We start from the raw sequence: 21,134 nt of genomic DNA on the forward strand, positions 1-21,134 counted from the left end.
AGGACTTTTGGCATTTTATTAGCGGTTTAAAATATTTTTAATTTTAAATATTTTAAGGATTATTATGTCAAGTATTTTTAGCACCTTAAGCCCTTTTAGGCTTTTTGTAAAATGTGCCGTGCCAAATGTTATAAGCATGGCTTTTATTTCTTTTTATTATATAGTTGATGGAATTTTTGTTGGAAAATATCTAGGAAGTGATGCTTTAGCGGCACTAGCCTTGATTATTCCCTTTATCATGATGTCTTTTGCTTTGGCTGATATGATAGCTATAGGATCAGCAGTGCAAATTTCGATGTATTTAGGTTTAGGCAAGAAGAATTTAGCTAGAAAGATATTTAGCTCAAGTATGTTGATTATTTTTATAATCTCTTGTTTTATTGGAATTTTAGAGTATTTTTTAGGTCCTGTTTTGATTGATTGTTTAAATGTTAGCGATGAGATTAAAACGATGGCTAAAGAATGTATGTTTGTTTTTGCTTTGTTTGCACCCTTTACTATGCTTTCTTTTGCTTTGGATAATTATTTAAGAATTTGCGGAAAAACTGCTTATAGTATGGTAATGAATGTGATTATAGCATTGAGCAATATAGTGCTTGATTTTATTTTTATAGTCGAGTTGGGTTGGGGCTTATTTTCAGCTGCTCTTGCAACTTGTTTGGGACTTGTTTTAGGTGGTATTTTTGGAATTTTTCCTTTCTTGTTTCAAAATTTAGAGCTTAAAATTTCGAGCCTATATATGAATTTAAAAATTTTTAAAAATATTCTTTATAACGGAAGCAGTGAGTTTTTTGGCAATATTTCAGGATCTTTATATAGTATTTTTGCGAATTTTGTTTTATTAAAAATTTCTGATACTCAAGCCGTGGCAGCCTTTTCTATAGTTTTATATATTGATAGTTTTATTATAATGCTTATTATTGCTATGGGTGATGCAATGCAGCCTGCGCTTAGTTACAACTATGCTAAAAAAGATTTTTCAAGAATCAAAGCTATTATAAAAGTGGTATTTTTTGCAGGGGGATTTTTATCTTTATTCTCTATAGTGCTTATATTGATATTTGGAGAAAATTTAATCACGCTTTTTACAAAAGAAAACAATCAAGAATTTAAAACTTTTGCTTATACAGCTTTGATGCTTTTTGCTTTTAATTATTTTTTTGCATGGTTTAATGTTTTAAGTGGTTCTTTTTTGACAGCTTTTAATAAGGCAAGCTTTTCTTTGGTTTTAAGTTTGGCGCAAAATTTATTTATACCTTTGTTCTTTCTTTTGTTTTTATCTTATTTTATAGGTTTAAATGGAGTATGGCTAAGTCCATTTTTTGCTGAATTTTGTGTTTTGATTTTAGCTTGGATTTTTCTTAAAAGAATTTTTAAAGATCTATCTTTATAGGAGATAGATCTTTTTTAAATTTTATCAAAGGAGCTTTTTTATAATTTTTAGAATTTATATCCTATACCAGTTAGGACAATTTGATAGGTTTCATCATAAAATCCTATATCACTATTTCTTTTTTCTATACCATAATTTGCAAAACCATAAAGTCCGTTATAACCCAAAAATTGATTTTTAACAACTTTTAGATTAAGCTTAACTATATTACCATCTTGTTTTTTATGGAAGATAGGATCAGTTCCTACTGCTTCATATTTGCTAAGATTTAAATTTGGAGTGAAGATGTAATCATTAGCAAAAGCCAAATTTGTTCCTATGCTAAAACCATATCTTGAATAGCTTTGAGCTTTTCCGTCTGCATCATTGTAATCATAATTTAACCCTAGGTTTAATAAGCTATAATTATAGTTTAATTCAAATTCGTGATAATACCCCTCCCTTTTTAAAGAACTTTGTGCGATAGTGTCTTTATCATATTTGTTTTTGCTAAATAAATATGAAGTGGTAAATTTCCCAAAATCACTTTCATAAAGTTGAGAGATTTTAAAACCATATCTATCAACATCAGTTTCTTCTCTATTTCCTGTTGCATAAGGATTTGCATAAGCTTTTTCTCTTAAAGAGGAAATCACAGAAAAAGAAGTGCTAAAACGCTCTAAATAAGCTCTTTCGTAGCCTAAAGCTATACCGCTGATATCTCTTCCATTGTAGTTTTTAATAAAAATTCTATCATTATCTATAAGGTTGCCATAGTAAAGTTCTACACCGATAAAAGGAATGAAAGAGGAGTCTGAATTATCAGCATTGTAACTGCTTAGATAATCACTGTTTGCCAAGGTTGAAATATTACTTTTAATATCCCTTGCACCCACACCTATGCTTAAATTTCCACTAAAACCTTCTTGAAATTCTACAGCCGTAGCTGATTGGGTTAAAATGGAGGCTAAAACACAGGAAAATAAATATTTTTTCAAATGTTCTCCTTGAAATGTTTGTTGTTTGTAATTAAATTACATTTATAATTGTAACTAATATTACATTAAATATTTATAAAAAAATTAAGTTTTATAATTTAAGTTTTTTTAGATAGAATTTTTAGAATTAATTTATATTTATAAGGAAATTTAGTGCAGCAAGAGTATTATGACTTGGATTTAGAACGAGCTATTTTAAGCAGTTGTATCATGAGTGAAGAAGCTTATGCTAGTATAGCAGGTGATATTAGCCCAAAAGATTTTAGTCTTAAAGCTCACCAAGATATTTTTAAAGCGGTTATAGCTTGTAGTAATAACAAAGAGCCTATTTCTGTAAGTTTTTTAAGAAAACATAAAAAAATAGATGAGCAAATTTTAGCAGAAATTCTTGCTACTCCTTCTATGATAGATTTGCCTGCTTATGTAAATGAACTTCGCGAAAAGTCTGTAAAAAGACAGCTCTTGAGTTTTGCGCATCTTTTGCCAACTCGTATCAATGAAGATCGTGCTGTAAGTGAAATCGCAGATGAAATTGGTAAAGAAATTTTTAGCATTACAAATCGTGTGAATTCTAGAGATATTAAAGATGTTGATATGGTAATATCAGAACTTTTTGAAGAATTTAAAAAGCAAAAAACTTTAGAAAATAAAGGTATTATAGGGCTTGATACAGGTTTTGAAGGTCTAAATAAAATGACAAAAGGTTTTAAAGGGGGTGAACTTATAATAATCGCTGCGCGCCCAGGTATGGGAAAGACAACTCTTTGTTTAAATTTCATTGACAAGATTTTAAGACAAAAAAAAGGCGTGGCTTTGTTTTCTCTTGAAATGCCTGCAACTCAAATCATGCAAAGAATGCTATCTTCCAAAACTTCCATTCCTTTGCAAAAAATTTTAACTGCAGATTTAAACGATGATGAATGGGAGCGTTTAGGAGATGCTTGTAATGATTATAGTCAAAAGAAATTATATATTTACGATAGTGGTTATGCAACTATCGCTGATGTAAGGGCTATTTTAAGGCGTTTAAAATCTCAAGATGAAAGTATAGGACTTTGTGTGATTGACTATATAGGACTTATGATGAGTAATTCAAATTTTAATGATAGACATTTGCAAGTTAGTGAAATTTCAAGAGGACTTAAGCTTTTGGCTAGGGAGCTTGATATGCCTATTATCGCACTTTCACAACTTAATCGTGGCTTAGAGCAAAGGGCAAATAAGCGTCCTTTGATGAGTGATTTGCGAGAAAGTGGAGCTATAGAGCAAGATGCGGATGCTATTTTGTTTGTATATCGCGATGAGGTTTATAGAGAACAAGAAGAAAAAGAAAGAGAGAATAAAGCTAAAGCTGAAGGTAAAGCTTATCAAAGGCTTTTTATACCAAATCCTATGCAAGAAAATGCTGAAATTATTGTTGGAAAAAATAGAAATGGGCCTGTTGGAACTATAGAAGTTGTATTTTTAAAAGAAAAATCTTGTTTTGTAGATAAACCTATAGGCTATGAAACTACTGAATTTACAGGCTAGCTTTAATCAAATAATTTAATATTTTAAAGTTATTTTTTACGACACAACCTGTCGCAAGGGTGTTTTATACTTTCTTTGTTATTTTAAAACAAGGAGAGAAAATGTTAAAACAAATCGCATTTGGTGGTATAGCTCTTACAGCTACAGGATATGGCATAAAAAAATTATACGAAAAATTATCCAAGCCAGAAAGAAAATTTGATACACATGCTATTGTTCCAAGCTGTAAGGATATGATCAATACCGAAGAATACAAACTTAAAAGAGAGCTTGAAGTCGAACAAAAGAAAAATCAAATTCAAGAATTTCTTTGCGAATGCATGGAGTGTTATAGCGGCTTTTCAAAATATTTTAATTCTAAGGAATTTTTAGAATTTGAGCAAAATTTTACCTCTAAAAATAATCATAAAACAGAATTTCTTTTGTCATCTTATAAAGATCAAATGATAAAAGTGATCGACTATGCTAAAAAATTTGAATGCTTAAGTGCTTTTTTGGAAACACAAAGCGAAAAAAATGACTTAGCGGTTGTAAAAATGATAAGCGAAAGTATGGAGAGAAAAACACAGAGATTTTATCTGCAAACAAAATTTCAAACTTTTCCTCAGTATATTTTTCCTTCTGTGTGGAGTTCTCCTATGTGGAATAAACAATGGGAATAATACTTGGAATTTTAAGTCTTATAGCCGGCTTTGTTGCTATAGTGTTGATGTGTAGTTTATATTTTATAGTGTTTATGGTTTTTGTTGGTATGGCGATACTTATTTTTCTTTCTATGCAACCTTATCCTTACAATATAATATTTTGTGCTATATATTTAATCACAATTTTAGCGCTAGTGCTATGGCGTAAAACTTAAAAATTTCACTTCCCCCTTGACTGGGGGGGGGGATTTGATAAAATATAAAAATTAAAAACAAGGAATTATTAAAATATGAATAATTATATACATTTAGAAGAATTGGATTTAAAAGCCAATTATGCGGATTTAGAAAAAGAGTTGGAAAATTTATCTAAAAAAGAATGTCTAAGAATAGAAATTGATAAAGGTTTGGAAAATTCACTTAAAGAACTTGAAGATTTAATGGAAAAATTACCCGAACAGCAAACCCAAACACTTTTTGAACAATGCACTAAAAATGCTATGGATGCTGTGACAGGGCATTTTGGACTCGCTTCAACAATATTAAATGCAAAAGATGGTGGGAATGTAACAACACTACATAACTTTGAAAAAGGTATTGTAGCAACAGAAGAAGATTTACAAAAGCTTACAAAATATCAACAAGGCTATAAACGAGATTCAAACTATGATAAAATAAAAGATAATATAAGAGATAATTCTCCAAAAATTGTACGTAGTGAATACACAGGTGAAGAAATGGAAAGGGGTGCTGGAAAGAATAAAGCGCAACTAGATCATGTTATTTCTTTAAAGGAAATTGATAGAGATCCTAATATGCATTTATTTTTAGATGATGCAATTAGGGCAGAAATAGCAAATCACCCTGACAATCTTAAGTGGCTTGATGCAAGTGCTAATGCTTCTAAAGGTGATAGAGATCTTATGGAGTGGGGTAAAGAAATTGATCCAAAAACAGGAAAAACCAATTTTGAAAAATATGGAATCGATGAAAAAAAGCTGAAAAAATTTACAATACAGCCAAATCAAACCTAAAAAAGAAAGTTATAAAAGAAAAAATTGTCAAATATTCTAATGAAGTTTTAAGTACAGGTGCTAAAGATTCAATGAAAATCTTTGTTTATTCTGCCTTTGGAGTTGTCTTAAAAGATTTTATTGAAGCTGTTGTTATTGAATTAAAAACCACCTTTAGAGAGTTTGGAAAAGAAAATATTAAAGAAATTTTTAAACGATTTGCACGCAGAATGGAAAAAGTTTGGGAAAAGATAAAGGCAAAATGGAAGGATATATTCAAAGGTTCTTTAGAAGCAGGAATTCAAGCATTTTTTTCTAATTTGTTGGTTTTTATTATTAACACTATTTTTACAACTTTAAAAAAAATAGTGCAAATCATACGTGCAGGCTTTACTTCTCTATATCAAGCTGTAAAAATCATTATTAATCCACCTAAAAATATACCAAAAGATGAAATTTACTTTGAAGCATCGAAAATTTTTGTTAGCGGGATGATTTCTGCAATTTCAATGTTAGGAAGTGAAATGATCCACAAGTTTCTGCTGTCAATACCTGGATTTAATGTATTTTTGTCACTACCTATCCCTTTTACCGATGAAACAATAGGGGATGCCCTTTCTTTATGTATTTCAGCGGCTGGTGGTGCTGTATTGAGCACTATAGCTATTTTTTATATGGATAAGTGGAGAAGCAATTCCAAAATTGGCAATTTACAAATACAAATTGTAACTCAAAAAAAATTGATAGTACAATACAAAATTGCCAAAACTTGGTTTGCATTGAATGATGCTTATCATATTGTAAAAAACGAAACTTTAGCAACTATACAACAAATCAAAAAAGATAACCAAATAAGAGAGCAAAGTTCTCAAGAAGTAGAAACAGCAATTGAAGAATTTGAAAATTGTAATATCACTAAAAAATTATACAAAAAACTTAATCAAACTAAGGAGAACTGATGCTAGAACTTATCACACAAAAAGATCAAGATTTTTTGCAAAATATTGAAAACCTTGATGAAGAATATATTCAAAAATTTATTAATAAAAAAATCAGTGAAATAGCTATAGCTATTGAAACAGCAGCAGAGAATGCTGATAAAGCAAAAGATAGAACACAAAAAGCCAAAAATCTTAATACAGATAGTGATTGGCAAACTTATATACCAATTTTTGGACGTTGGCTTGGAGAAACATCAGAAGAAAAAAAAGAAATTAAATCCAATATGATCCTTGAAGTAGCAGAGTTACAGAATGAATCAATGAATCAAATGACAACAATTCTAAAAGAAGTTGTAATATTTTTTACTTCCAGTTTTTGTATTGCTACGCGTATGAATCAAGCTTTATCTCTTATTATTGCGCAAGGTTTTGTAAAGAGCGATGGCAAGGTAATTCGTTTATCTAAAGCCGCTAAAGAACAATTTCAACAAATACAAAAGTTCACACTGAGTTTTATAGAAGATCATGAAAAACACAAAGATACGATAAATAATATCCAAGTAGAATTAGATAAAAAAAATCAAATTGATGATGAACAATATAAACTCATAGAAAAACATTATCAAGAATTTATACAATATAAAAATTATAATGACAAAATTGTTCAAGAGCAAGAATGTAAAATCAATGAACTGAAAGATATTTTAAATAAAAGAAAAAATGTTTTTACAAATAGCATTTCAATTTTAGCTTTGATAGTTTCTGTTGCGTCGATTGTATTATATTTTATAGGGCGTTAATTTATGAATTTTTTAAGTTCTTTAAAAGATAAGGCGGTAAATGCTTCAGAAGCAATTAAAGACAAAACTATTAAGACTGCTGAAGTTGTTAAAGATATTGGAATGGAAGTAAAATGTGGGATTGGTTGGCACGCGGGTGAATATCAAAATGAAAAAGATAAACCAAAATGTTTTTTTTCCAAAATTTGCCCTGATTGTGGAAAATATCTTACAAAAAATCAACATGATTTTGAAGCTCCTGAAATATTAAATCCTGATAATTGTTATGGATATAGACGATGTACTCTTTGTTCTATTCAAGTGTTTGATAATTTTCATAATTATTATGAAATCAAAAAAGATTCAAAATGCAGAATGCACGAAAAATGTAATTTATGCGGACATGAAAGATTAGGACAAACAAGACACAATTGGAAATACGACGAAAGCGGGCAAAAAATTTGTCTAGATTGCAAAGAAACAGTATAAAGACAGATGTTTTCTAAAATTTTCTCATCTCTTAGCCTTGCAAATGCGTTTAAAGGATTTTTATTTAAACGCATTTCAAGCCCTATGCAAAGTGCTCGTATTATTAGTATGGTTTTGGATATAAAAAATGCTTTTAATGACAGCAAAGATCAAGCAAGTAGTATTTGCAAAACTTTGGATTTGATAGTAAATTTTAAAAAAGAACATCCGCAGGATTTTAACGAGTTGTTTGAAATTTTAAAAGATCTCATACAAGAATACGAGCAAAATCCTAATGAAATCAAGCAAAATCTCAAAGAAATCCTAAAATAAGGCAAAGCATGAACCACCTTTTAATCCTTTATAATCCCTATTATCAAGAAGATGTCATCAAGCAACATTTAAGCATTTTACAAGAAAAATCCCAAGTTGCCTTTGGCAAAATCAAATCAAAACTCAACGATCAAGAAAAGCAAAATTTCTTAGAAGAAATTTACCAAAGTACAAATGAAGAAAATTTCTTACAACTTTTTTTAAGCGATTATGCTAATTTATTTGTCGCTAAGGTGGTAAAAATTTCTAAAAATGTTGATGAAAGTTTGATTCCTAGTTATTATAAAGAAAAAAATTTAGAAGTGGAAGACTTTTTTATTATCAGTGATTTAAGAGAATTGGTCAGGGAAGATTTTAGTCTTTTAAGAGATAAATTTTTAGCCAATTTCATCACCCCAAACGATCACACCTATGCTATCTATGGCAATAATTACACCTATCCTTTACCTGTGAGATTAAAAGAAGAGTGTTCTTATTTTTTAGGAGATGAAAAGCATTATCTAAGTGTGTATAAAAGCAAAGAATACCTAGTCATGCAAGAAAATTTCATACGCTTTGTTTTTGGCAAAAGGATTTTTTATCTCTTGCACCCTGATAGCATAAGCAATATCATTCATGCAGAATTAGAGCTTTTACAAAGCGAAAACGATCTTTTAAATGATTTTACAAGCATTGTAGTCAAATACTCCAAAACCTTAGAATATGAAATTTACGCTTTTGCCAAAAAAGTTCTTTTAAAAGCTTGTATGAAAGATCCTAGCCTTTATGATTTAGCTTATAATGTCCAAGGTAAATCTTTTATACTTAAAGATTTTTTTACCCAAAAACCCAATCTTGGAAGTATTAAATTTCTACTCAGACATGAAAATATCCAATGTCATTTAGGAAAAAGTTTAACTCAATTTATCAATTATCCTTTTTCAAAAAGTCTTACTCTCATTCAAGAAATCCGCAATGAAGCCGTTCATGCAAAAGCTCCAAGTTTAAATGAAGTCAAAAAACTTAGAAATGAAATTTTAGGTATAGAAGGCGTAAGTTTGTTAAAAAGCATTTTAACCCACAAGGAAATTTCATGAAAGAATACGACAAATTAAGCATACGCTTGGTGCAGATTTTATCAAAATTTAACAATGGGGAAAGTCTAAGCGCCCAAGAGCTTGCACAAGAGTTTAATGTCGATACAAGAACCATACAAAGAGATCTTAACGAAAGACTTACTTTTATGCCTATTAAAAAAGAAAATGGAAGATATGTTTTAGAAAGCTTTGCTTTGGGAAAATTAAGCTTTAAAGATATACAAAATTTCGCCACCTTAAGTGGTATTGCTAAGCTTTATCCAAAACTCGATCAAGGCTTTATAGTTGATCTTTTAAGCCATAGGGTAAATAAAGTTTTGATGGTAAAAAACGAAGGTTTTCAAAAGGTGGATTATGAGCTTTTTAAAGATCTTAGTGTAGCTATACTCAAACACAATGTATTGATTTTTTTCTACAAGGAAAAAGAACGCCAAATCAAACCTTACAAACTCGTAAATTACAAAGGAATTTGGTATCTTTTAGGGGATGAAAATGATAAATTAAAACATTTTAATTTGGATAAAATTTCAAAATTTCGCACTAAAAATGAAAATTTTATTCCCAATGAAAAACTTGAGGAACAAATCCAAAATGATCCTAATATCTGGCTTGGAGAAAGTAAAGAAGTGATTTTAAAACTTGATAAAAATGCTAAGGAATATTTTTTTAGAAAAGAAATACTAAGTAATTATCAAATCATTGATGAAGATGAAACAAGCTATACTTTAAGCACTCAAGTTTCCTATGAAGATGAAATTTTGCATTTGGTTAAGCAGTGGATTCCTTATATAAAAATTCTAGCCCCTATAGAACTGAAAACACGGCTGGAAAATATTTTAAAAAGTTATTTAAACAATCTATCTAAATAAAATTTATTTTAAATCCATAACTGGTTGCGAAGGGGAGATTTGAACTCCCGACCTTCGGGTTATGAGCCCGACGAGCTAACCACTGCTCTACTTCGCGGCATATAAGATACTTTGAAATATAAAATAAGAAGTGGATGGGGTAAAGGGATTCGAACCCCTGAATGACAGGACCAAAACCTGTTGCCTTACCGCTTGGCGATACCCCAATAAATATTTTTTAAAAGTGTGATTATAATGAATTTTAATTTATTTGTCAAGCAATTTAAGTTATAATTTTAAAAATTTTAAGGAAATAAAAATGAAATTTGTTAGCGTAGAACAAGCGATTAAGGATTTACAAGCAGGAAAAATGCTTGTTATGGTAGATGCAGAAGATAGAGAAAATGAAGGCGATTTAATCTTTCCTGCGCAATTTAGCACTCAAGAAAAAGTAAATTTCATGATAAAAGAAGCTCGTGGTGTGGTTTGTGTAGCCTTAGATGAAACTTTGGCAAAAAAATTTGAACTTCCTTTAATGGTGCCTAAAAATACTTCAAACCACGAAACTGCTTTTACCATAACCGTAGATGCAAAAGATGCTACAACAGGAGTTAGTGCTTATGAAAGAAATATGACTATACAAATTTTTGCTGACGATAATGCTAAAGCGAGTGATTTTGTAAGACCAGGGCATATCAATCCTTTAATCGCAAAAAAAGGTGGGGTTTTAGAACGCACAGGTCATACAGAAGGCACGGTTGATCTTTGTAAATTAGCAGGATTAAAAGGTGCATGTGTGATTTGTGAAATCGTAAAAGATAATGGAGATATGGCAAGAAGAGAAGATCTAGAAATTTTTTGCCAAAAACATGATCTAAACATGATAGCCGTAAGCGATCTTATAGAATATCGCCTAAAACATGAAAGCCTTATTAAGCTTGAAGAAAAAAGTCAAAGTGTTTTAGCAGGCTTTAAAGCAGAAAAATTTATCTTTAGCGATCATAATCAAACCCAACACATAGCTTTTTGCTTTAAAGATATTAAAAAATGTGAAAATGTTAAATTTCATATCAGTGGTAGTGATTTTGAGCTTTTAACTTCAGATAAATTTTCAAAACTTTTAGAGCAAATCAAATTTCTTAGTGAAAATGGTGGCGTTATAGTTTTCATGCAAGGAGAAAAATCCAGTACCACTCAATACAAAAACTATGGTATAGGAGCACAGATTTTAAGATATTTTGGTATAGAAGAAATTAAACTTTTATCTCAAAGTTGTGATAAAGACTATATAGGCTTAGAAGGTTTTGGTTTAAACCTTAAAGCTTGTAATTTTAACTAAAAAGGAAAAAAATGACTTTAAAAGAACAAATTTTAAACGATATCAAAGAGGCAATGAAACAAAAAGATGATTTTAAAAGAGATAGTTTAAGAACTCTAAATGCAGCTTTTAAGCAAATAGAAGTGGATGAAAGAATAGAATTAGATAATGAAAGAATTTATAAAATCATTGCAAGTGAAATCAAAAAACGCAAAGACGCAATCGAACTTTATCTTAAGGCAAATCGTGAAGATTTAGCACAAAAAGAACAAAATGAAATAAGTCTTTTTGAAATTTATTTGCCTAAACAACTAAGTGATGAGGAGTTAACTTTAGCCTTAAAACAACTTATAGAAGAATTGGGTGTAAGTTCACTAAAAGAACAAGGTTTGGTAATGAAAGAAGCTAAAATAAAATTAGGTGCGAGTGTTGATGGCAAAAGACTTAATTTAGCACTTAAAGAGCTTTTACAATAATTTTTTGGAGTGTTATTATGAAAGAGTTAAGCGGTTCAGCAATGATTTGCGAGGCTTTAAAAGAAGAAAATGTTAAAATTGTTTTTGGTTATCCTGGAGGCGCTGCGCTTAATATTTATGATGAAATTTACAATCAAAAGTACTTTAAACATATTTTAGTGCGTCATGAACAAGCAGCTTTGCATGCTGCTGATGCTTATGCAAGAATGAGTGGAGAAGTGGGCGTAGCTATAGTTACAAGCGGACCAGGTTTTACAAATACTATTACAGGTCTAGCTACGGCTTATAGTGATTCTATCCCTTTGGTGTTGATTTCAGGGCAGGTGGCAAATTCTCTTATTGGTACAGATGCTTTTCAAGAAATTGATGCAGTAGGCATTTCAAGACCTTGCGTGAAGCATAATTATTTAGTTACTTGCATAGAAGAGTTTCCACGCATTTTAAAAGAGGCTTTTTATATAGCAAGAAGTGGTAGACCTGGGCCTGTGCATATAGATGTGCCAAAAGATGTAAGTGCAACTTTGGGACTTTGGGAATATCCTAAAGAAATTTCTATGAAAACTTATAAGCCCGTTTATAAGGGTAACTCAAAGCAAATTAAAAAATTTGCAGAGCTTTTAAAAGAAGCAAAAAGACCTTTGTTTTACTTGGGTGGAGGATGTATCAGTTCTAATGCAAGTGAGCAAATCAGAGAGCTTGTAAAATTTACAAAAATTCCAGCAGTTGAAACCTTGATGGCGCTTGGAACTTTAAGAAGTGATGATGTTTTTAATCTTAAAATGGCAGGCATGCATGGAAGCTATGCTGCTAATATGGCTTTAAGTGAGTGTGATTTGCTTGTGAGTGTAGGAGCGAGATTTGATGATAGGATTACAGGAAAAACAAGTGAATTTGCTAAACATGCGACTATAGTTCATGTTGATATTGATCCTAGTTCTATTTCAAAGATTATCAATGCGCATTATCCTATAGTAGGAGATATTAAAGAAGTTCTTAAAGAGCTTTTAGAAGAGCTTAAAAAGGAAAATTTCAACACAACTTTTAAAGAATGGCACGAAACTTTAAAGCGTTATAATGAACTTTATCCGCTTTCTTATGAAGATAGCAATGAGATTTTAAAACCGCAATGGGTGATTGAAGAATGTGCGAAAATGGCTCCAGATGCAAGGATTATTACTGATGTGGGTCAGCATCAAATGTGGGTGGCGCAGTTTTATCCTTTTAATTATCCAAGACAACTTGCAACAAGTGGAGGGCAAGGAACTATGGGATATTCTTTACCTGCGGCTTTGGGTGCAAAACTTGCTGTGGGTGAAGAAGTGGTGATTAATTTCGTAGGTGATGGATCGGTTTTGATGAATATCCAAGAGCTTATGACTGCCTATGAGTATGGTATAAAAACTATAAATATTATTTTAAATAATGCCTTTTTAGGTATGGTAAGACAATGGCAAAGTATGTTTTATAAAGAGCATTTTTCACAAACTGATTTAAGCACTCAGCCTGATTTTATCAAAATAGCTCAAGGTTTTGGTTGTGAAGGTTATGAAATTTCAAACAAAGAAGAATTCATTCAAGCTTTTAGCCAAGCTTTAAAAAGTGATAAAACCTCTCTTTTAAATGTAAAAATTGATCGCTTTGAAGATGTTTTACCTATGGTGCCTGCAGGAGGTGCGATTTATAATATGATTTTACCAAAGGCAAAGGATAGACAATGAGAAGGGTTTTATCGGTAATTGTTTTAAATGAGCATGGGGTTTTATCTCGTATAGTAGGACTTTTTTCAGGAAGAGGTTATAATATTGACTCGCTTACAGTAGCACCTTTGGAAAATAAAGAATTTTCTCGTATTAATATAGTCACTTCAGGAAATGAAAGAACTTTTGAGCAGATAGTCAAACAACTTCATAAGCTTATTCCTACTTATAAAGTGATAGAAAGCGAAGAATTTATTGACAAAGAAATGGCTTTGGTGAAAATTCCTTTAAATGAAAATTTAGGTGGACTTGATGCCGTTTTGAAAGCTTATAATGGTACTATTGCAAATAGCAATGAGAATTTTTTGTTTTTAATGGTTGCTGATGATGCAAATCGAATTGATAATTTTTTAAAAACAATTAAAAAATACAATCCTAGTGATATAGTTCGCAGTGGATCTGTTTTGATGGAGATTAAATGAAATTAAGTGAAATAGCAGAATTTTTAAGCTTGGAATATAAAGGCGAGGATATAGAAATCAGTGCTTTAAATTCTTTATTGAAAGCAAATTTTACAGAGCTTACTTATTGTGATGGTGAGAAAAATACCAAAGATATACCTCACACAGGAGCTGCTGCTATTTTAGTATCTAAAGAATATGAAAATTTAGTACCTAAAGATACTAAAGCTTTGATTACTCAAAGTCCACATTTGAGTTTTGCTTTTTTAAGCAAGCTTTTTGCTAAACCTTTGATAAGCACAGCTAAAGAAAAAGTACAAAATATCGCAAAAAGCGCAAGAATCATGCCTAATGTTTATATAGGCGATAATGTAAATATCGGTGAAAATGTAATTATTATGGCAGGAGCTTATATAGGCGATAATGTCAGCATTGGTGATGAGAGTATTATCCATCCTAATGTAGTGATTTATAATGACACTAAAATCGGTAAAAAATGTCATTTGCTTGCCAATTGTGTAATAGGAAGTGACGGTTTTGGTTATGCGCACAATAAAAACGGCGAACATTATAAAATTTATCATAATGGTAATGTGGTTTTAGAAGATTTTGTAGAAGTGGGGGCTTGTACAACTATAGATAGAGCAGTTTTTGATAGTACTATTATCAAAGCAGGTACTAAGGTAGACAATCTAGTTCAAATCGGACATAATTGCAATATAGGTCAAAATTGCATCATTGTGGCGCAAACTGGAATTTCAGGTTCAAGTGAGTTAGGACGCAATGTTATTATGGGTGGTCAAAGTGCAACGAGTGGACATTTAAAAATAGGCGATTTTAGCACTATAGCTGCAAGAGGTGGTGTGAGTAAAAATTTAGAAGGCGGGCGTGTTTATGGAGGTTTTCCTATCATGCTTCAAAAAGATTGGCTAAAACTTCAAGCTAAAATAGCAATAAAATTTAAAGAAAAATCACAAGATTAACATCGCATCGCCATAAGAGTAAAAGCGATATTTTTCTTTTATGGCGAGTTCATAAAGTTTTAAACACTGTTCTCTACCGATAAAAGCTGAAACTAGCATGATAAGAGTAGATTTTGGTAAATGAAAATTGGTTAAAAGATGATTTTGTCTTATAGGTGGATTTTGCGGGTGTAAAAAAAGATCGCAAAAACCGCTTTTTGTTTTAGTTCTTGCATAATATTCTATGGTTCTTGTTACCGTTGTTCCTACGCCTAAAATAGCTTGTTTAGAATCTATAATTTCACATGCTTGCTGCGGAATATTAAAAAATTCACTATGCATTTTATGCTCTTGTATATTTTCGCATTCCACGCTTTTAAAGGTTCCAGCTCCTACATGCAAGGTTAAATGATAAATTTCGTGTTTTTTTCTTAAATTTTCAAGCATAGTCTCACTAAAATGTAAACTTGCAGTCGGAGCAGCCACTGCGCCTAAATTTTTTGCAAAGATACTTTGATAATCTTTTAAATCGCTTTTTTCATCCTCCCTTTTAATATAAGGAGGCAAGGGTATATGTCCTATCTTGTCAAGCAGGTTGTAAAGATTTGAGGTGTCTAAGGTTTTATCATTTTGAAAAAATTGAACTTTTCGAAGACCATCATTTAAAAGTTCTACAACGCGTATTTTTAAATCCTTTTTAAAATATAAGATTTCATCTTTTTTAACACGCCCTTTAATTTGAGCTAGAAAAAGTGGATTGTGAGAATTTAAAAAAGGCTGATGCAAGAAAAGCTCTATTTTTCCTCCGCTTACTTTATTGCCATAAATTCTTGCTTTAATAACTTTGGTATCATTGAAAAAAATCGCGCAGTTGGGTAAAAAGTCTTGTAAATTTTTAAAAGTAGTATGAAAAATTTCTTTGTTTTTGCGATCAAAAACCAAAAGCCTAGCATCTTCTTTTGGATTTGTAGGATAGTTGGCTATGAGTTCATTAGCTAGAGTGTAATCATAGCTTGAAAGAAGTAAGTCTTTATTCATCACTTTCTTTATCTTTTGGAGCAGGATTTACCTTTTGAACAATTAAAATAGAAAGTCCATAAAGTCCGCAAAGTGGTCCTGCCATTAAAAATTGAGATAAAACATCAGGTGGAGTCATAAAGGCTGAAAAAACAAAAATAACTAAAATAGCTATGCGAAAATGGCGTTTTAAAAAACTATCATCTATAAGTCCAATTTTAGCAAAGAAAAAGGCAATTACAGGCATTTCAAAAGCTAAGCCAAAAGCCACAACAACTTTGGTAAAAAAATCTACATAAGTTCCTATGGTAATCACAGGATTAAAATCTTCATTTAAACCAAAATTAATCAAAAATTTAAAAGCCAAAGGCACTACAACAAAATAGCAAAAACAAGCCCCCAAGGCAAACATAATGCTTGCAAAGCTAACAAAAGGCACCACAAGGCGTTTTTCATTATCATAAAGTCCTGGAGCTACAAATTTCCAAAATTGCCAAAAAATTACAGGTAGAGAAAAGATAAAGGCTGCAAAAAAACTAACCTTCATTGCGGTAAATAAGGCTTCTTGTACTTCAATTACATTCACATGTTTGGCTACTTCGGGTAAAACAGCTATAAGTGGAGCTTTTAGAATATCTAAGATATAGCTTCGTAGAGCAAAACATACAATAAACATAACTACAATGCAAGCAACGCTTATAAAAAGGCGTTTTCTAAGTTCTATTAAATGAGGTCTTAATTCTTCAAACATTTATTTTTCCGTTTTATCTTGTGTTTCTAATTTGCTAAGATTTGGTTTTTCTTCTGTATTTAAATTTTGTCCGCTAAGGTTATTTTTTGTGTTATCATCTCTGCTATCAAAGGTTAAATCTACCTTTGTTTTATCTAAAATATCTCTTTTAAGGTCATCAAATTCTTCAAAACTGAGTTTTTTGCGTATATTTTCATTAGTGCTTGAAAATTCATCTTTGTATTTCTTAGCTTCTTCTTTTAAGTCATTGATGCGTATTTCTTTTTCTATGCTTGATTTTGCATCATCTATGTTGCGTTTTACAGCCTTTAGAATTTTTGCTATTTGTACTATAGCTTCTGGAAGTTTATCAGGCCCTAAGACTAAAATCGCTACAACTAAAATAACTATAATTTCACCAAAACTCATTAATCGTTACTCTTTAATTTGATATTTTAAATAAATATTTTACTTAAAAAACTTAAATTTAAGATGAGAGATATAAAGCAAGTTCATCGCTAATGAGAAAATTAGGATTAAAATATCTTTTATTTTTGTAAAAAAGTTTTTTTTCTTTTAATAATATATTTATTTTGTCTTTTTGCCATTGATTGAGTTTTGTTTCATCAATCCCTACTATACTTCTAAGTCCTAAAAATAGGTGTTCTAAATTCAAGTCTTTAGAGCTTAGTTGCTCTATAGATCTAAAAGTAGGATTTTCTATGTAATTTTTTAAATTTTTTGCTGTATAAAAACGCTTATTTTCATAAAATCCTACTGCACTTAATCCACAAGCTAGGTAGTTTTTTCCTTGCCAATAAGCAAGATTATGCTTGCAAATTTGAGATTTAGTTTTTGAAAAATTACTGATTTCATATTGAAAAAAGTCAAGCTCTAGAAGTTGTTTGATAAAAAATTTCATTAAATTAGGAGCATTTTTTTTGAAATGTTCTTTTTTGGCAAAGGCTGTGTTTGATTCTATGGTTAAATTATAAGCACTAAGGTGTGTGATTAAAGCCTTGATTTGTTTTAAGTGTAAGAGTTCAAATTCAAGCATTTTTTTATTGTCTAATTTTGTATCATAAATAAGATCTAAATTGATATTTTTAAAACCTACTTTATTTGCATTTTCTAATGCTTTGATAATCATTTCTTGATTGTGAATTCTTCCAAGAAAGTGAAGTTTTTTAGGATGAAAACTTTGAGCTCCAAAAGAAATGCGATTAACTCCTAGATTTTTCATATTTTTAAGCCAATTTAATGTTGCTGAGTTGGGATTGGCTTCGCATGAAATTTCTACATTTTTATCTAGTAAGGGATATAAAATTTTAAAAATATCTTCATAATTATACGCATCGACACAACTTGGTGTTCCTCCGCCTATAAATAAGGTTTTAATTTGATTTGATTGAATGTTAAATTGTTTTAATTGAAAAACAATATCTTCTTTTAAAGCCTTAAAATAGGCTTTTTCATAATCATTTTTTTTCAAACTTGTAAAAGCGCAATAATTACATTTGCTTTCACAAAATGGAATATGAATATAAAAATGCATAAAAACCCTAAAATATTTTATTAAATTTTTAATGTATTTTAATAAAAATTTGATTTGATTTAGGTTAAAATTATATCCTTGAAATTAAGGAAAAATATTGTGGAAAACGAGAAAAATTATAGACCAAATGTTGCAGCTATTGTTTTATCAAGTTCTTATCCTTTTGAGTGTAAGATTTTTATAGCTAAAAGAAGTGATATGGATAATATTTGGCAATTTCCACAAGGAGGTATTGATAAAGGTGAAAGTGTCAAAAACGCTTTATTTAGAGAACTAAAAGAAGAAATAGGTACTGATGAGGTTGAAATCATTGCTGAGTATCCAGAATGGTTGAGTTATGATTTTCCGAGTAAAATTGTTAAAAAAATGTATCCTTATGATGGGCAGATTCAAAAATATTTTTTAGTGCGTTTAAAGCACGGTGCTACAATCAATATCAATACCAAACATCCTGAATTTGATGATTATCAATTTGTGAGTGTTAAACAAATTTTTGAAATGATTAATCATTTCAAAAAAAATATTTATGTTAAAGTGATCAAATATTTTGAAGAGAAAGGTTATATCTAAAATGCTTATAGTTCAAAAATATGGTGGAACAAGCGTTGGAACACTTGAGCGTATTGAAGCAGTAGCCAATAGGGTTATCCAAAGTGCGCAACAGGGTAATCAACTTGTTGTTGTAGTATCTGCAATGAGTGGGGTGACAAATACTCTTATTGAGCAAGCTGAATATTTTAGTAAAACTCCTAATGGTAAAGATATGGATATGCTTTTAAGCAGTGGAGAGCGTGTAACAAGTGCTTTACTTTCTATTGCTTTAAATGAAAAGGGTTATCCTGCTATATCATTTTCTGGGAGAAAAGCGGGAATTATTACAGATAGTGTTTTTACAAAGGCAAGAATTCATCATATTGATACAAAAGCGATAAAATCAGAACTTCAAAATGGTAAAATAGTCGTTATAGCAGGTTTTCAAGGTGTAGATGAGGAAGGTAATGTAACTACCTTAGGGCGTGGTGGAAGCGACTTAAGTGCTGTGGCGGTAGCAGGTGCCTTAAATGCGGATTTGTGTGAAATTTATACCGATGTTGATGGGGTTTATACAACAGATCCAAGAATTGAACCAAAGGCAAAGAAATTGGATAAAATTTCTTATGAAGAAATGCTTGAACTTGCAAGTTTGGGTGCAAAAGTTTTGCAAAATCGCTCTGTAGAGCTTGCAAAAAAATTAAATGTTAACTTAGTAACTAGAAGTAGTTTTAACAATAACGAAGGAACAATGATAACAAAGGAAGATGGAATGGAACAAGCTTTAGTAAGTGGTATTGCTTTGGATAAAAATCAAGCAAGAGTAACTTTAAGAAATGTAGAAGATAAGCCTGGAATCGCAGCTGAAATTTTTTCTGTTTTAGCAAATGAAAATATTAATGTAGATATGATTATACAAAATGTTGGAGTTGATGGCGCTACAAATTTGGGTTTTACGGTTCCTCAAAATGAACTTGAATTAGCTAAAAATGCTATGCAAAAAATTTTAAGCTCAAAAACAACTATAGAAAGTGATAGTGCTGTAGTAAAAGTTTCTATAGTCGGCGTAGGCATGAAATCACATTCAGGAGTGGCAAGTAAAGCTTTTAAAGCTTTAGCTGATGAGGGGATTAATATCGGTATGATTTCTACTAGTGAAATAAAAATTTCAATGATAGTTCATGAAAAATACGGAGAACTTGCAGTTAGAGCACTACATGAGTGCTACGGACTTGATAAATAAATGAGTGATTTTTTAAGTTTTACTCTTGAAAATATTCGCAATGGCGGAGCTTTTATGGCATGGTTGGAGTCGCGTCGTTTAGAATGGGCTCCTTTGATGGCTGCAAGACTTAAATATCTTTTAGAGGGACGCACTTTTGTCTTAATGTGCGATGAACAAAGATCTTGGTATGAAGAGTATTTTTTAAAAAATATAAATTCAAAAGCCGCTCGTCCCATGCTTCCTTTTGTGTCGTTAAATTCTTTATGCAAGAAGAAAGTACAAAGTTCAGAAGATATAGCTTTACTTAATGACTTGCTTGACATTTCTTTTCCTAATGGTTATGTGTATTTTTATATAGGAAGTGCTTTTGATAATAAATCTTTAATCGCTAAATCAAGAGATGATAGTTTATTGTGGCTTTTTGATGAGCAGTTACAAGATAGTTTTTATTTAAATTCTAAAGATAAAGACTTGGATATCAAGCTTATTAGTTTATATCAACTTTTTGATGTAAGTTTGGATGCAATATTATTTTCCAGGGTGCAATTAGGATAAATATTTTGTTTATTAGTAAGATTATTATCAGTGAAGATTTTTTAGGTATTAAAGAAGAAATGATTAATAATTTTGGTATTAAAAAATTAAGATTTTTTATGCCACAAAATGAATTTTTACTTGATGATGCAAGAGCAGTTGAAAAAGAAAGCTATATCGCAGAAACCGAAGAAAAAATTATTGTTTTAATGGCGGATTCTTATAGGATAGAAGCACAAAATTTTTTACTTAAACTTCTTGAAGAACCTCCAAAAAATATTAAATTTCTTATTGTGATACCTTCTAAAAATTTACTTTTACCTACTATAAAATCACGTCTTATTTGTGAAAAAAGAAAAGTTGAAAAGGAAGTTAAAAAACTTGATTTAGATCTTAAAAGAATGGATTTAAGAATGCTTTTTGATTTTTTGCAAAAAAATGAAAATTTGGATAAAAATGAACTTATGGATCAAATCGCATTGCTTGCTAAAGAATGTGTGAAATATAAAGATTTTAATGCTGAAGAATTAGAGTTTTTTTATGAAAGTTATGAGCTTGCAAAATTAAATTCTAAAAGCGGGGTGCTTTTAGCTACTCTTTTGCTAAATTACTATACAAAGAAATAA

Annotated in this window: 24 protein-coding genes, 2 tRNA genes and 1 pseudogene; 20 read left to right on the top strand and 7 right to left on the bottom strand. The window is 30.5% G+C overall.

Annotation, left to right across the window (positions count from 1 at the left end; translation table 11 throughout):
• Nucleotides 1-64: 64 nt before the first annotated feature.
• Nucleotides 65-1,393, top strand: coding sequence for an MATE family efflux transporter (locus SR63_RS01125; RefSeq protein WP_002866438.1), 1,329 nt, complete (start codon nucleotides 65-67; stop codon nucleotides 1,391-1,393).
• A 47-nt stretch (nucleotides 1,394-1,440) separates the two neighbouring features.
• On the opposite strand, the gene SR63_RS01130 is transcribed toward SR63_RS01125, so the two are convergent.
• Nucleotides 1,441-2,370 (bottom strand): DUF2860 family protein, encoded by a 930-nt coding sequence (locus SR63_RS01130; protein WP_002866439.1) that lies wholly within the window; start codon nucleotides 2,368-2,370, stop codon nucleotides 1,441-1,443.
• Nucleotides 2,371-2,523: 153 nt separating this feature from the next.
• On the opposite strand from SR63_RS01130, the gene SR63_RS01135 reads away from it, so the two are divergent.
• The 10 genes from SR63_RS01135 (at nucleotide 2,524) to SR63_RS01180 (ending at nucleotide 10,023) form a co-directional block, all read left to right on the top strand.
• The gene (locus tag SR63_RS01135; RefSeq protein ID WP_002869960.1) at nucleotides 2,524-3,900 is read left to right on the top strand and encodes a replicative DNA helicase; all 1,377 of its coding nucleotides are present in this window, start codon (nucleotides 2,524-2,526) and stop codon (nucleotides 3,898-3,900) included.
• Between the two features lie 59 nt (nucleotides 3,901-3,959).
• Nucleotides 3,960-4,562, top strand: coding sequence for a hypothetical protein (locus SR63_RS01140; RefSeq protein ID WP_072238631.1), 603 nt, complete (start codon nucleotides 3,960-3,962; stop codon nucleotides 4,560-4,562).
• Nucleotides 4,553-4,759: a hypothetical protein gene (locus SR63_RS01145; protein WP_002877581.1), complete on the top strand. Its 207-nt coding sequence runs from the start codon at nucleotides 4,553-4,555 to the stop codon at nucleotides 4,757-4,759. The genes SR63_RS01140 and SR63_RS01145 overlap by 10 nt, the downstream gene beginning before the upstream one ends.
• A gap of 75 nt (nucleotides 4,760-4,834) precedes the next feature.
• The gene (locus SR63_RS01150) at nucleotides 4,835-5,578 is read left to right on the top strand and encodes a hypothetical protein (protein WP_002855141.1); all 744 of its coding nucleotides are present in this window, start codon (nucleotides 4,835-4,837) and stop codon (nucleotides 5,576-5,578) included.
• 71 nt (nucleotides 5,579-5,649) lie between these two features.
• Complete coding sequence (locus SR63_RS01155; protein ID WP_147498330.1) at nucleotides 5,650-6,516, top strand: hypothetical protein; 867 nt, start codon at nucleotides 5,650-5,652, stop codon at nucleotides 6,514-6,516.
• A complete protein-coding gene (locus SR63_RS01160; RefSeq protein ID WP_002854816.1) occupies nucleotides 6,516-7,298 on the top strand; it encodes a hypothetical protein in 783 nt (260 codons plus the stop codon). Before SR63_RS01155 ends, SR63_RS01160 begins: the two co-directional genes overlap by 1 nt.
• Nucleotides 7,299-7,301: 3 nt before the next feature.
• Nucleotides 7,302-7,766 (top strand): hypothetical protein, encoded by a 465-nt coding sequence (locus SR63_RS01165; RefSeq protein WP_002856870.1) that lies wholly within the window; start codon nucleotides 7,302-7,304, stop codon nucleotides 7,764-7,766.
• Between the two features lie 6 nt (nucleotides 7,767-7,772).
• On the top strand, nucleotides 7,773-8,078 hold the full coding sequence (locus tag SR63_RS01170) for a hypothetical protein (protein WP_002866447.1): 306 nt from the start codon (nucleotides 7,773-7,775) through the stop codon (nucleotides 8,076-8,078).
• 8 nt (nucleotides 8,079-8,086) lie between these two features.
• Nucleotides 8,087-9,154 carry an HP0729 family protein gene (locus SR63_RS01175; protein WP_002877278.1) on the top strand — a complete coding sequence of 356 codons (1,068 nt, stop codon included), beginning with the start codon at nucleotides 8,087-8,089 and terminating at the stop codon, nucleotides 9,152-9,154.
• Nucleotides 9,151-10,023: a helix-turn-helix transcriptional regulator gene (locus SR63_RS01180; protein WP_002866450.1), complete on the top strand. Its 873-nt coding sequence runs from the start codon at nucleotides 9,151-9,153 to the stop codon at nucleotides 10,021-10,023. The genes SR63_RS01175 and SR63_RS01180 overlap by 4 nt, the downstream gene beginning before the upstream one ends.
• A 21-nt stretch (nucleotides 10,024-10,044) precedes the next feature.
• On the opposite strand, the gene SR63_RS01185 is transcribed toward SR63_RS01180, so the two are convergent.
• Nucleotides 10,045-10,120, bottom strand: a tRNA-Met gene (locus tag SR63_RS01185).
• A 34-nt stretch (nucleotides 10,121-10,154) separates the two neighbouring features.
• Nucleotides 10,155-10,229: transfer RNA gene (locus SR63_RS01190), tRNA-Gln, on the bottom strand.
• Nucleotides 10,230-10,321: 92 nt separating this feature from the next.
• Here SR63_RS01190 and SR63_RS01195 point away from each other — a divergent pair.
• The 5 genes from SR63_RS01195 to lpxD are packed head-to-tail and all read left to right on the top strand — an operon-like array spanning nucleotide 10,322 to nucleotide 14,937.
• The gene (locus tag SR63_RS01195; RefSeq protein WP_002852104.1) at nucleotides 10,322-11,341 is read left to right on the top strand and encodes a bifunctional 3,4-dihydroxy-2-butanone 4-phosphate synthase/GTP cyclohydrolase II; all 1,020 of its coding nucleotides are present in this window, start codon (nucleotides 10,322-10,324) and stop codon (nucleotides 11,339-11,341) included.
• Between the two features lie 11 nt (nucleotides 11,342-11,352).
• A complete protein-coding gene (locus SR63_RS01200; RefSeq protein WP_002852081.1) occupies nucleotides 11,353-11,796 on the top strand; it encodes a GatB/YqeY domain-containing protein in 444 nt (147 codons plus the stop codon).
• Between the two features lie 17 nt (nucleotides 11,797-11,813).
• Complete coding sequence (locus SR63_RS01205) at nucleotides 11,814-13,514, top strand: acetolactate synthase large subunit (RefSeq protein ID WP_002866451.1); 1,701 nt, start codon at nucleotides 11,814-11,816, stop codon at nucleotides 13,512-13,514.
• The gene (gene ilvN / locus SR63_RS01210) at nucleotides 13,511-13,975 is read left to right on the top strand and encodes an acetolactate synthase small subunit (protein WP_002852211.1); all 465 of its coding nucleotides are present in this window, start codon (nucleotides 13,511-13,513) and stop codon (nucleotides 13,973-13,975) included. The genes SR63_RS01205 and ilvN overlap by 4 nt, the downstream gene beginning before the upstream one ends.
• Nucleotides 13,972-14,937, top strand: a complete 966-nt coding sequence (gene lpxD / locus SR63_RS01215) for a UDP-3-O-(3-hydroxymyristoyl)glucosamine N-acyltransferase (protein WP_002866452.1) — start codon at nucleotides 13,972-13,974, stop codon at nucleotides 14,935-14,937. Before ilvN ends, lpxD begins: the two co-directional genes overlap by 4 nt.
• Here lpxD and queA read toward each other — a convergent pair.
• The 4 genes and pseudogenes from queA to hemW all read right to left on the bottom strand — a co-directional run bounded on the left by queA (nucleotide 14,926) and on the right by hemW (nucleotide 18,218).
• A complete protein-coding gene (gene queA / locus SR63_RS01220; protein ID WP_002877276.1) occupies nucleotides 14,926-15,954 on the bottom strand; it encodes a tRNA preQ1(34) S-adenosylmethionine ribosyltransferase-isomerase QueA in 1,029 nt (342 codons plus the stop codon). The genes lpxD and queA overlap by 12 nt on opposite strands.
• The gene (gene tatC / locus SR63_RS01225) at nucleotides 15,947-16,684 is read right to left on the bottom strand and encodes a twin-arginine translocase subunit TatC (RefSeq protein WP_002866455.1); all 738 of its coding nucleotides are present in this window, start codon (nucleotides 16,682-16,684) and stop codon (nucleotides 15,947-15,949) included. The genes queA and tatC overlap by 8 nt, the downstream gene beginning before the upstream one ends.
• A pseudogene (tatB, locus tag SR63_RS01230) lies at nucleotides 16,677-17,092 on the bottom strand (Sec-independent protein translocase protein TatB). The gene tatC and the pseudogene tatB overlap by 8 nt, the downstream one beginning before the upstream one ends.
• A gap of 58 nt (nucleotides 17,093-17,150) precedes the next feature.
• Nucleotides 17,151-18,218 (bottom strand): radical SAM family heme chaperone HemW, encoded by a 1,068-nt coding sequence (gene hemW, locus SR63_RS01235; RefSeq protein ID WP_002877273.1) that lies wholly within the window; start codon nucleotides 18,216-18,218, stop codon nucleotides 17,151-17,153.
• A gap of 99 nt (nucleotides 18,219-18,317) precedes the next feature.
• Here hemW and SR63_RS01240 point away from each other — a divergent pair, with 99 nt between their 5' ends.
• The 4 genes from SR63_RS01240 to SR63_RS01255 are packed head-to-tail and all read left to right on the top strand — an operon-like array spanning nucleotide 18,318 to nucleotide 21,134.
• The gene (locus SR63_RS01240; protein WP_002854797.1) at nucleotides 18,318-18,788 is read left to right on the top strand and encodes an RNA pyrophosphohydrolase; all 471 of its coding nucleotides are present in this window, start codon (nucleotides 18,318-18,320) and stop codon (nucleotides 18,786-18,788) included.
• Nucleotide 18,789: 1 nt separating this feature from the next.
• Nucleotides 18,790-19,992, top strand: coding sequence for an aspartate kinase (locus SR63_RS01245; RefSeq protein WP_002854935.1), 1,203 nt, complete (start codon nucleotides 18,790-18,792; stop codon nucleotides 19,990-19,992).
• Entirely contained in the window at nucleotides 19,993-20,529 is a 537-nt protein-coding gene (locus SR63_RS01250; RefSeq protein WP_002866457.1) for a HobA family DNA replication regulator, read from the top strand.
• 5 nt (nucleotides 20,530-20,534) lie between these two features.
• The gene (locus SR63_RS01255) at nucleotides 20,535-21,134 is read left to right on the top strand and encodes a DNA polymerase III subunit delta' (protein ID WP_002855117.1); all 600 of its coding nucleotides are present in this window, start codon (nucleotides 20,535-20,537) and stop codon (nucleotides 21,132-21,134) included.

Source organism: Campylobacter sp. 2014D-0259 (assembly GCF_008000505.1).
Lineage (GTDB): Bacteria > Campylobacterota > Campylobacteria > Campylobacterales > Campylobacteraceae > Campylobacter_D > Campylobacter_D jejuni.

Excerpts from the sequence above, each read along its gene's own strand:
- SR63_RS01125 (WP_002866438.1), top strand. The coding sequence starts at position 65 with ATGTCAAGTATTTTTAGCACCTTAAGCCCTTTTAGGCTTTTTGTAAAA.
- SR63_RS01145 (WP_002877581.1), top strand. The coding sequence starts at position 4,553 with ATGGGAATAATACTTGGAATTTTAAGTCTTATAGCCGGCTTTGTTGCT.
- SR63_RS01150 (WP_002855141.1), top strand. The coding sequence starts at position 4,835 with ATGAATAATTATATACATTTAGAAGAATTGGATTTAAAAGCCAATTAT.
- SR63_RS01155 (WP_147498330.1), top strand. The coding sequence starts at position 5,650 with ATGAAAATCTTTGTTTATTCTGCCTTTGGAGTTGTCTTAAAAGATTTT.
- SR63_RS01160 (WP_002854816.1), top strand. The coding sequence starts at position 6,516 with ATGCTAGAACTTATCACACAAAAAGATCAAGATTTTTTGCAAAATATT.
- SR63_RS01165 (WP_002856870.1), top strand. The coding sequence starts at position 7,302 with ATGAATTTTTTAAGTTCTTTAAAAGATAAGGCGGTAAATGCTTCAGAA.
- SR63_RS01170 (WP_002866447.1), top strand. The coding sequence starts at position 7,773 with ATGTTTTCTAAAATTTTCTCATCTCTTAGCCTTGCAAATGCGTTTAAA.
- SR63_RS01175 (WP_002877278.1), top strand. The coding sequence starts at position 8,087 with ATGAACCACCTTTTAATCCTTTATAATCCCTATTATCAAGAAGATGTC.
- SR63_RS01180 (WP_002866450.1), top strand. The coding sequence starts at position 9,151 with ATGAAAGAATACGACAAATTAAGCATACGCTTGGTGCAGATTTTATCA.
- SR63_RS01195 (WP_002852104.1), top strand. The coding sequence starts at position 10,322 with ATGAAATTTGTTAGCGTAGAACAAGCGATTAAGGATTTACAAGCAGGA.
- SR63_RS01200 (WP_002852081.1), top strand. The coding sequence starts at position 11,353 with ATGACTTTAAAAGAACAAATTTTAAACGATATCAAAGAGGCAATGAAA.
- SR63_RS01205 (WP_002866451.1), top strand. The coding sequence starts at position 11,814 with ATGAAAGAGTTAAGCGGTTCAGCAATGATTTGCGAGGCTTTAAAAGAA.
- ilvN (WP_002852211.1), top strand. The coding sequence starts at position 13,511 with ATGAGAAGGGTTTTATCGGTAATTGTTTTAAATGAGCATGGGGTTTTA.
- lpxD (WP_002866452.1), top strand. The coding sequence starts at position 13,972 with ATGAAATTAAGTGAAATAGCAGAATTTTTAAGCTTGGAATATAAAGGC.
- queA (WP_002877276.1), bottom strand. The coding sequence starts at position 15,954 with ATGAATAAAGACTTACTTCTTTCAAGCTATGATTACACTCTAGCTAAT.
- tatC (WP_002866455.1), bottom strand. The coding sequence starts at position 16,684 with ATGTTTGAAGAATTAAGACCTCATTTAATAGAACTTAGAAAACGCCTT.
- hemW (WP_002877273.1), bottom strand. The coding sequence starts at position 18,218 with ATGCATTTTTATATTCATATTCCATTTTGTGAAAGCAAATGTAATTAT.
- SR63_RS01245 (WP_002854935.1), top strand. The coding sequence starts at position 18,790 with ATGCTTATAGTTCAAAAATATGGTGGAACAAGCGTTGGAACACTTGAG.
- SR63_RS01250 (WP_002866457.1), top strand. The coding sequence starts at position 19,993 with ATGAGTGATTTTTTAAGTTTTACTCTTGAAAATATTCGCAATGGCGGA.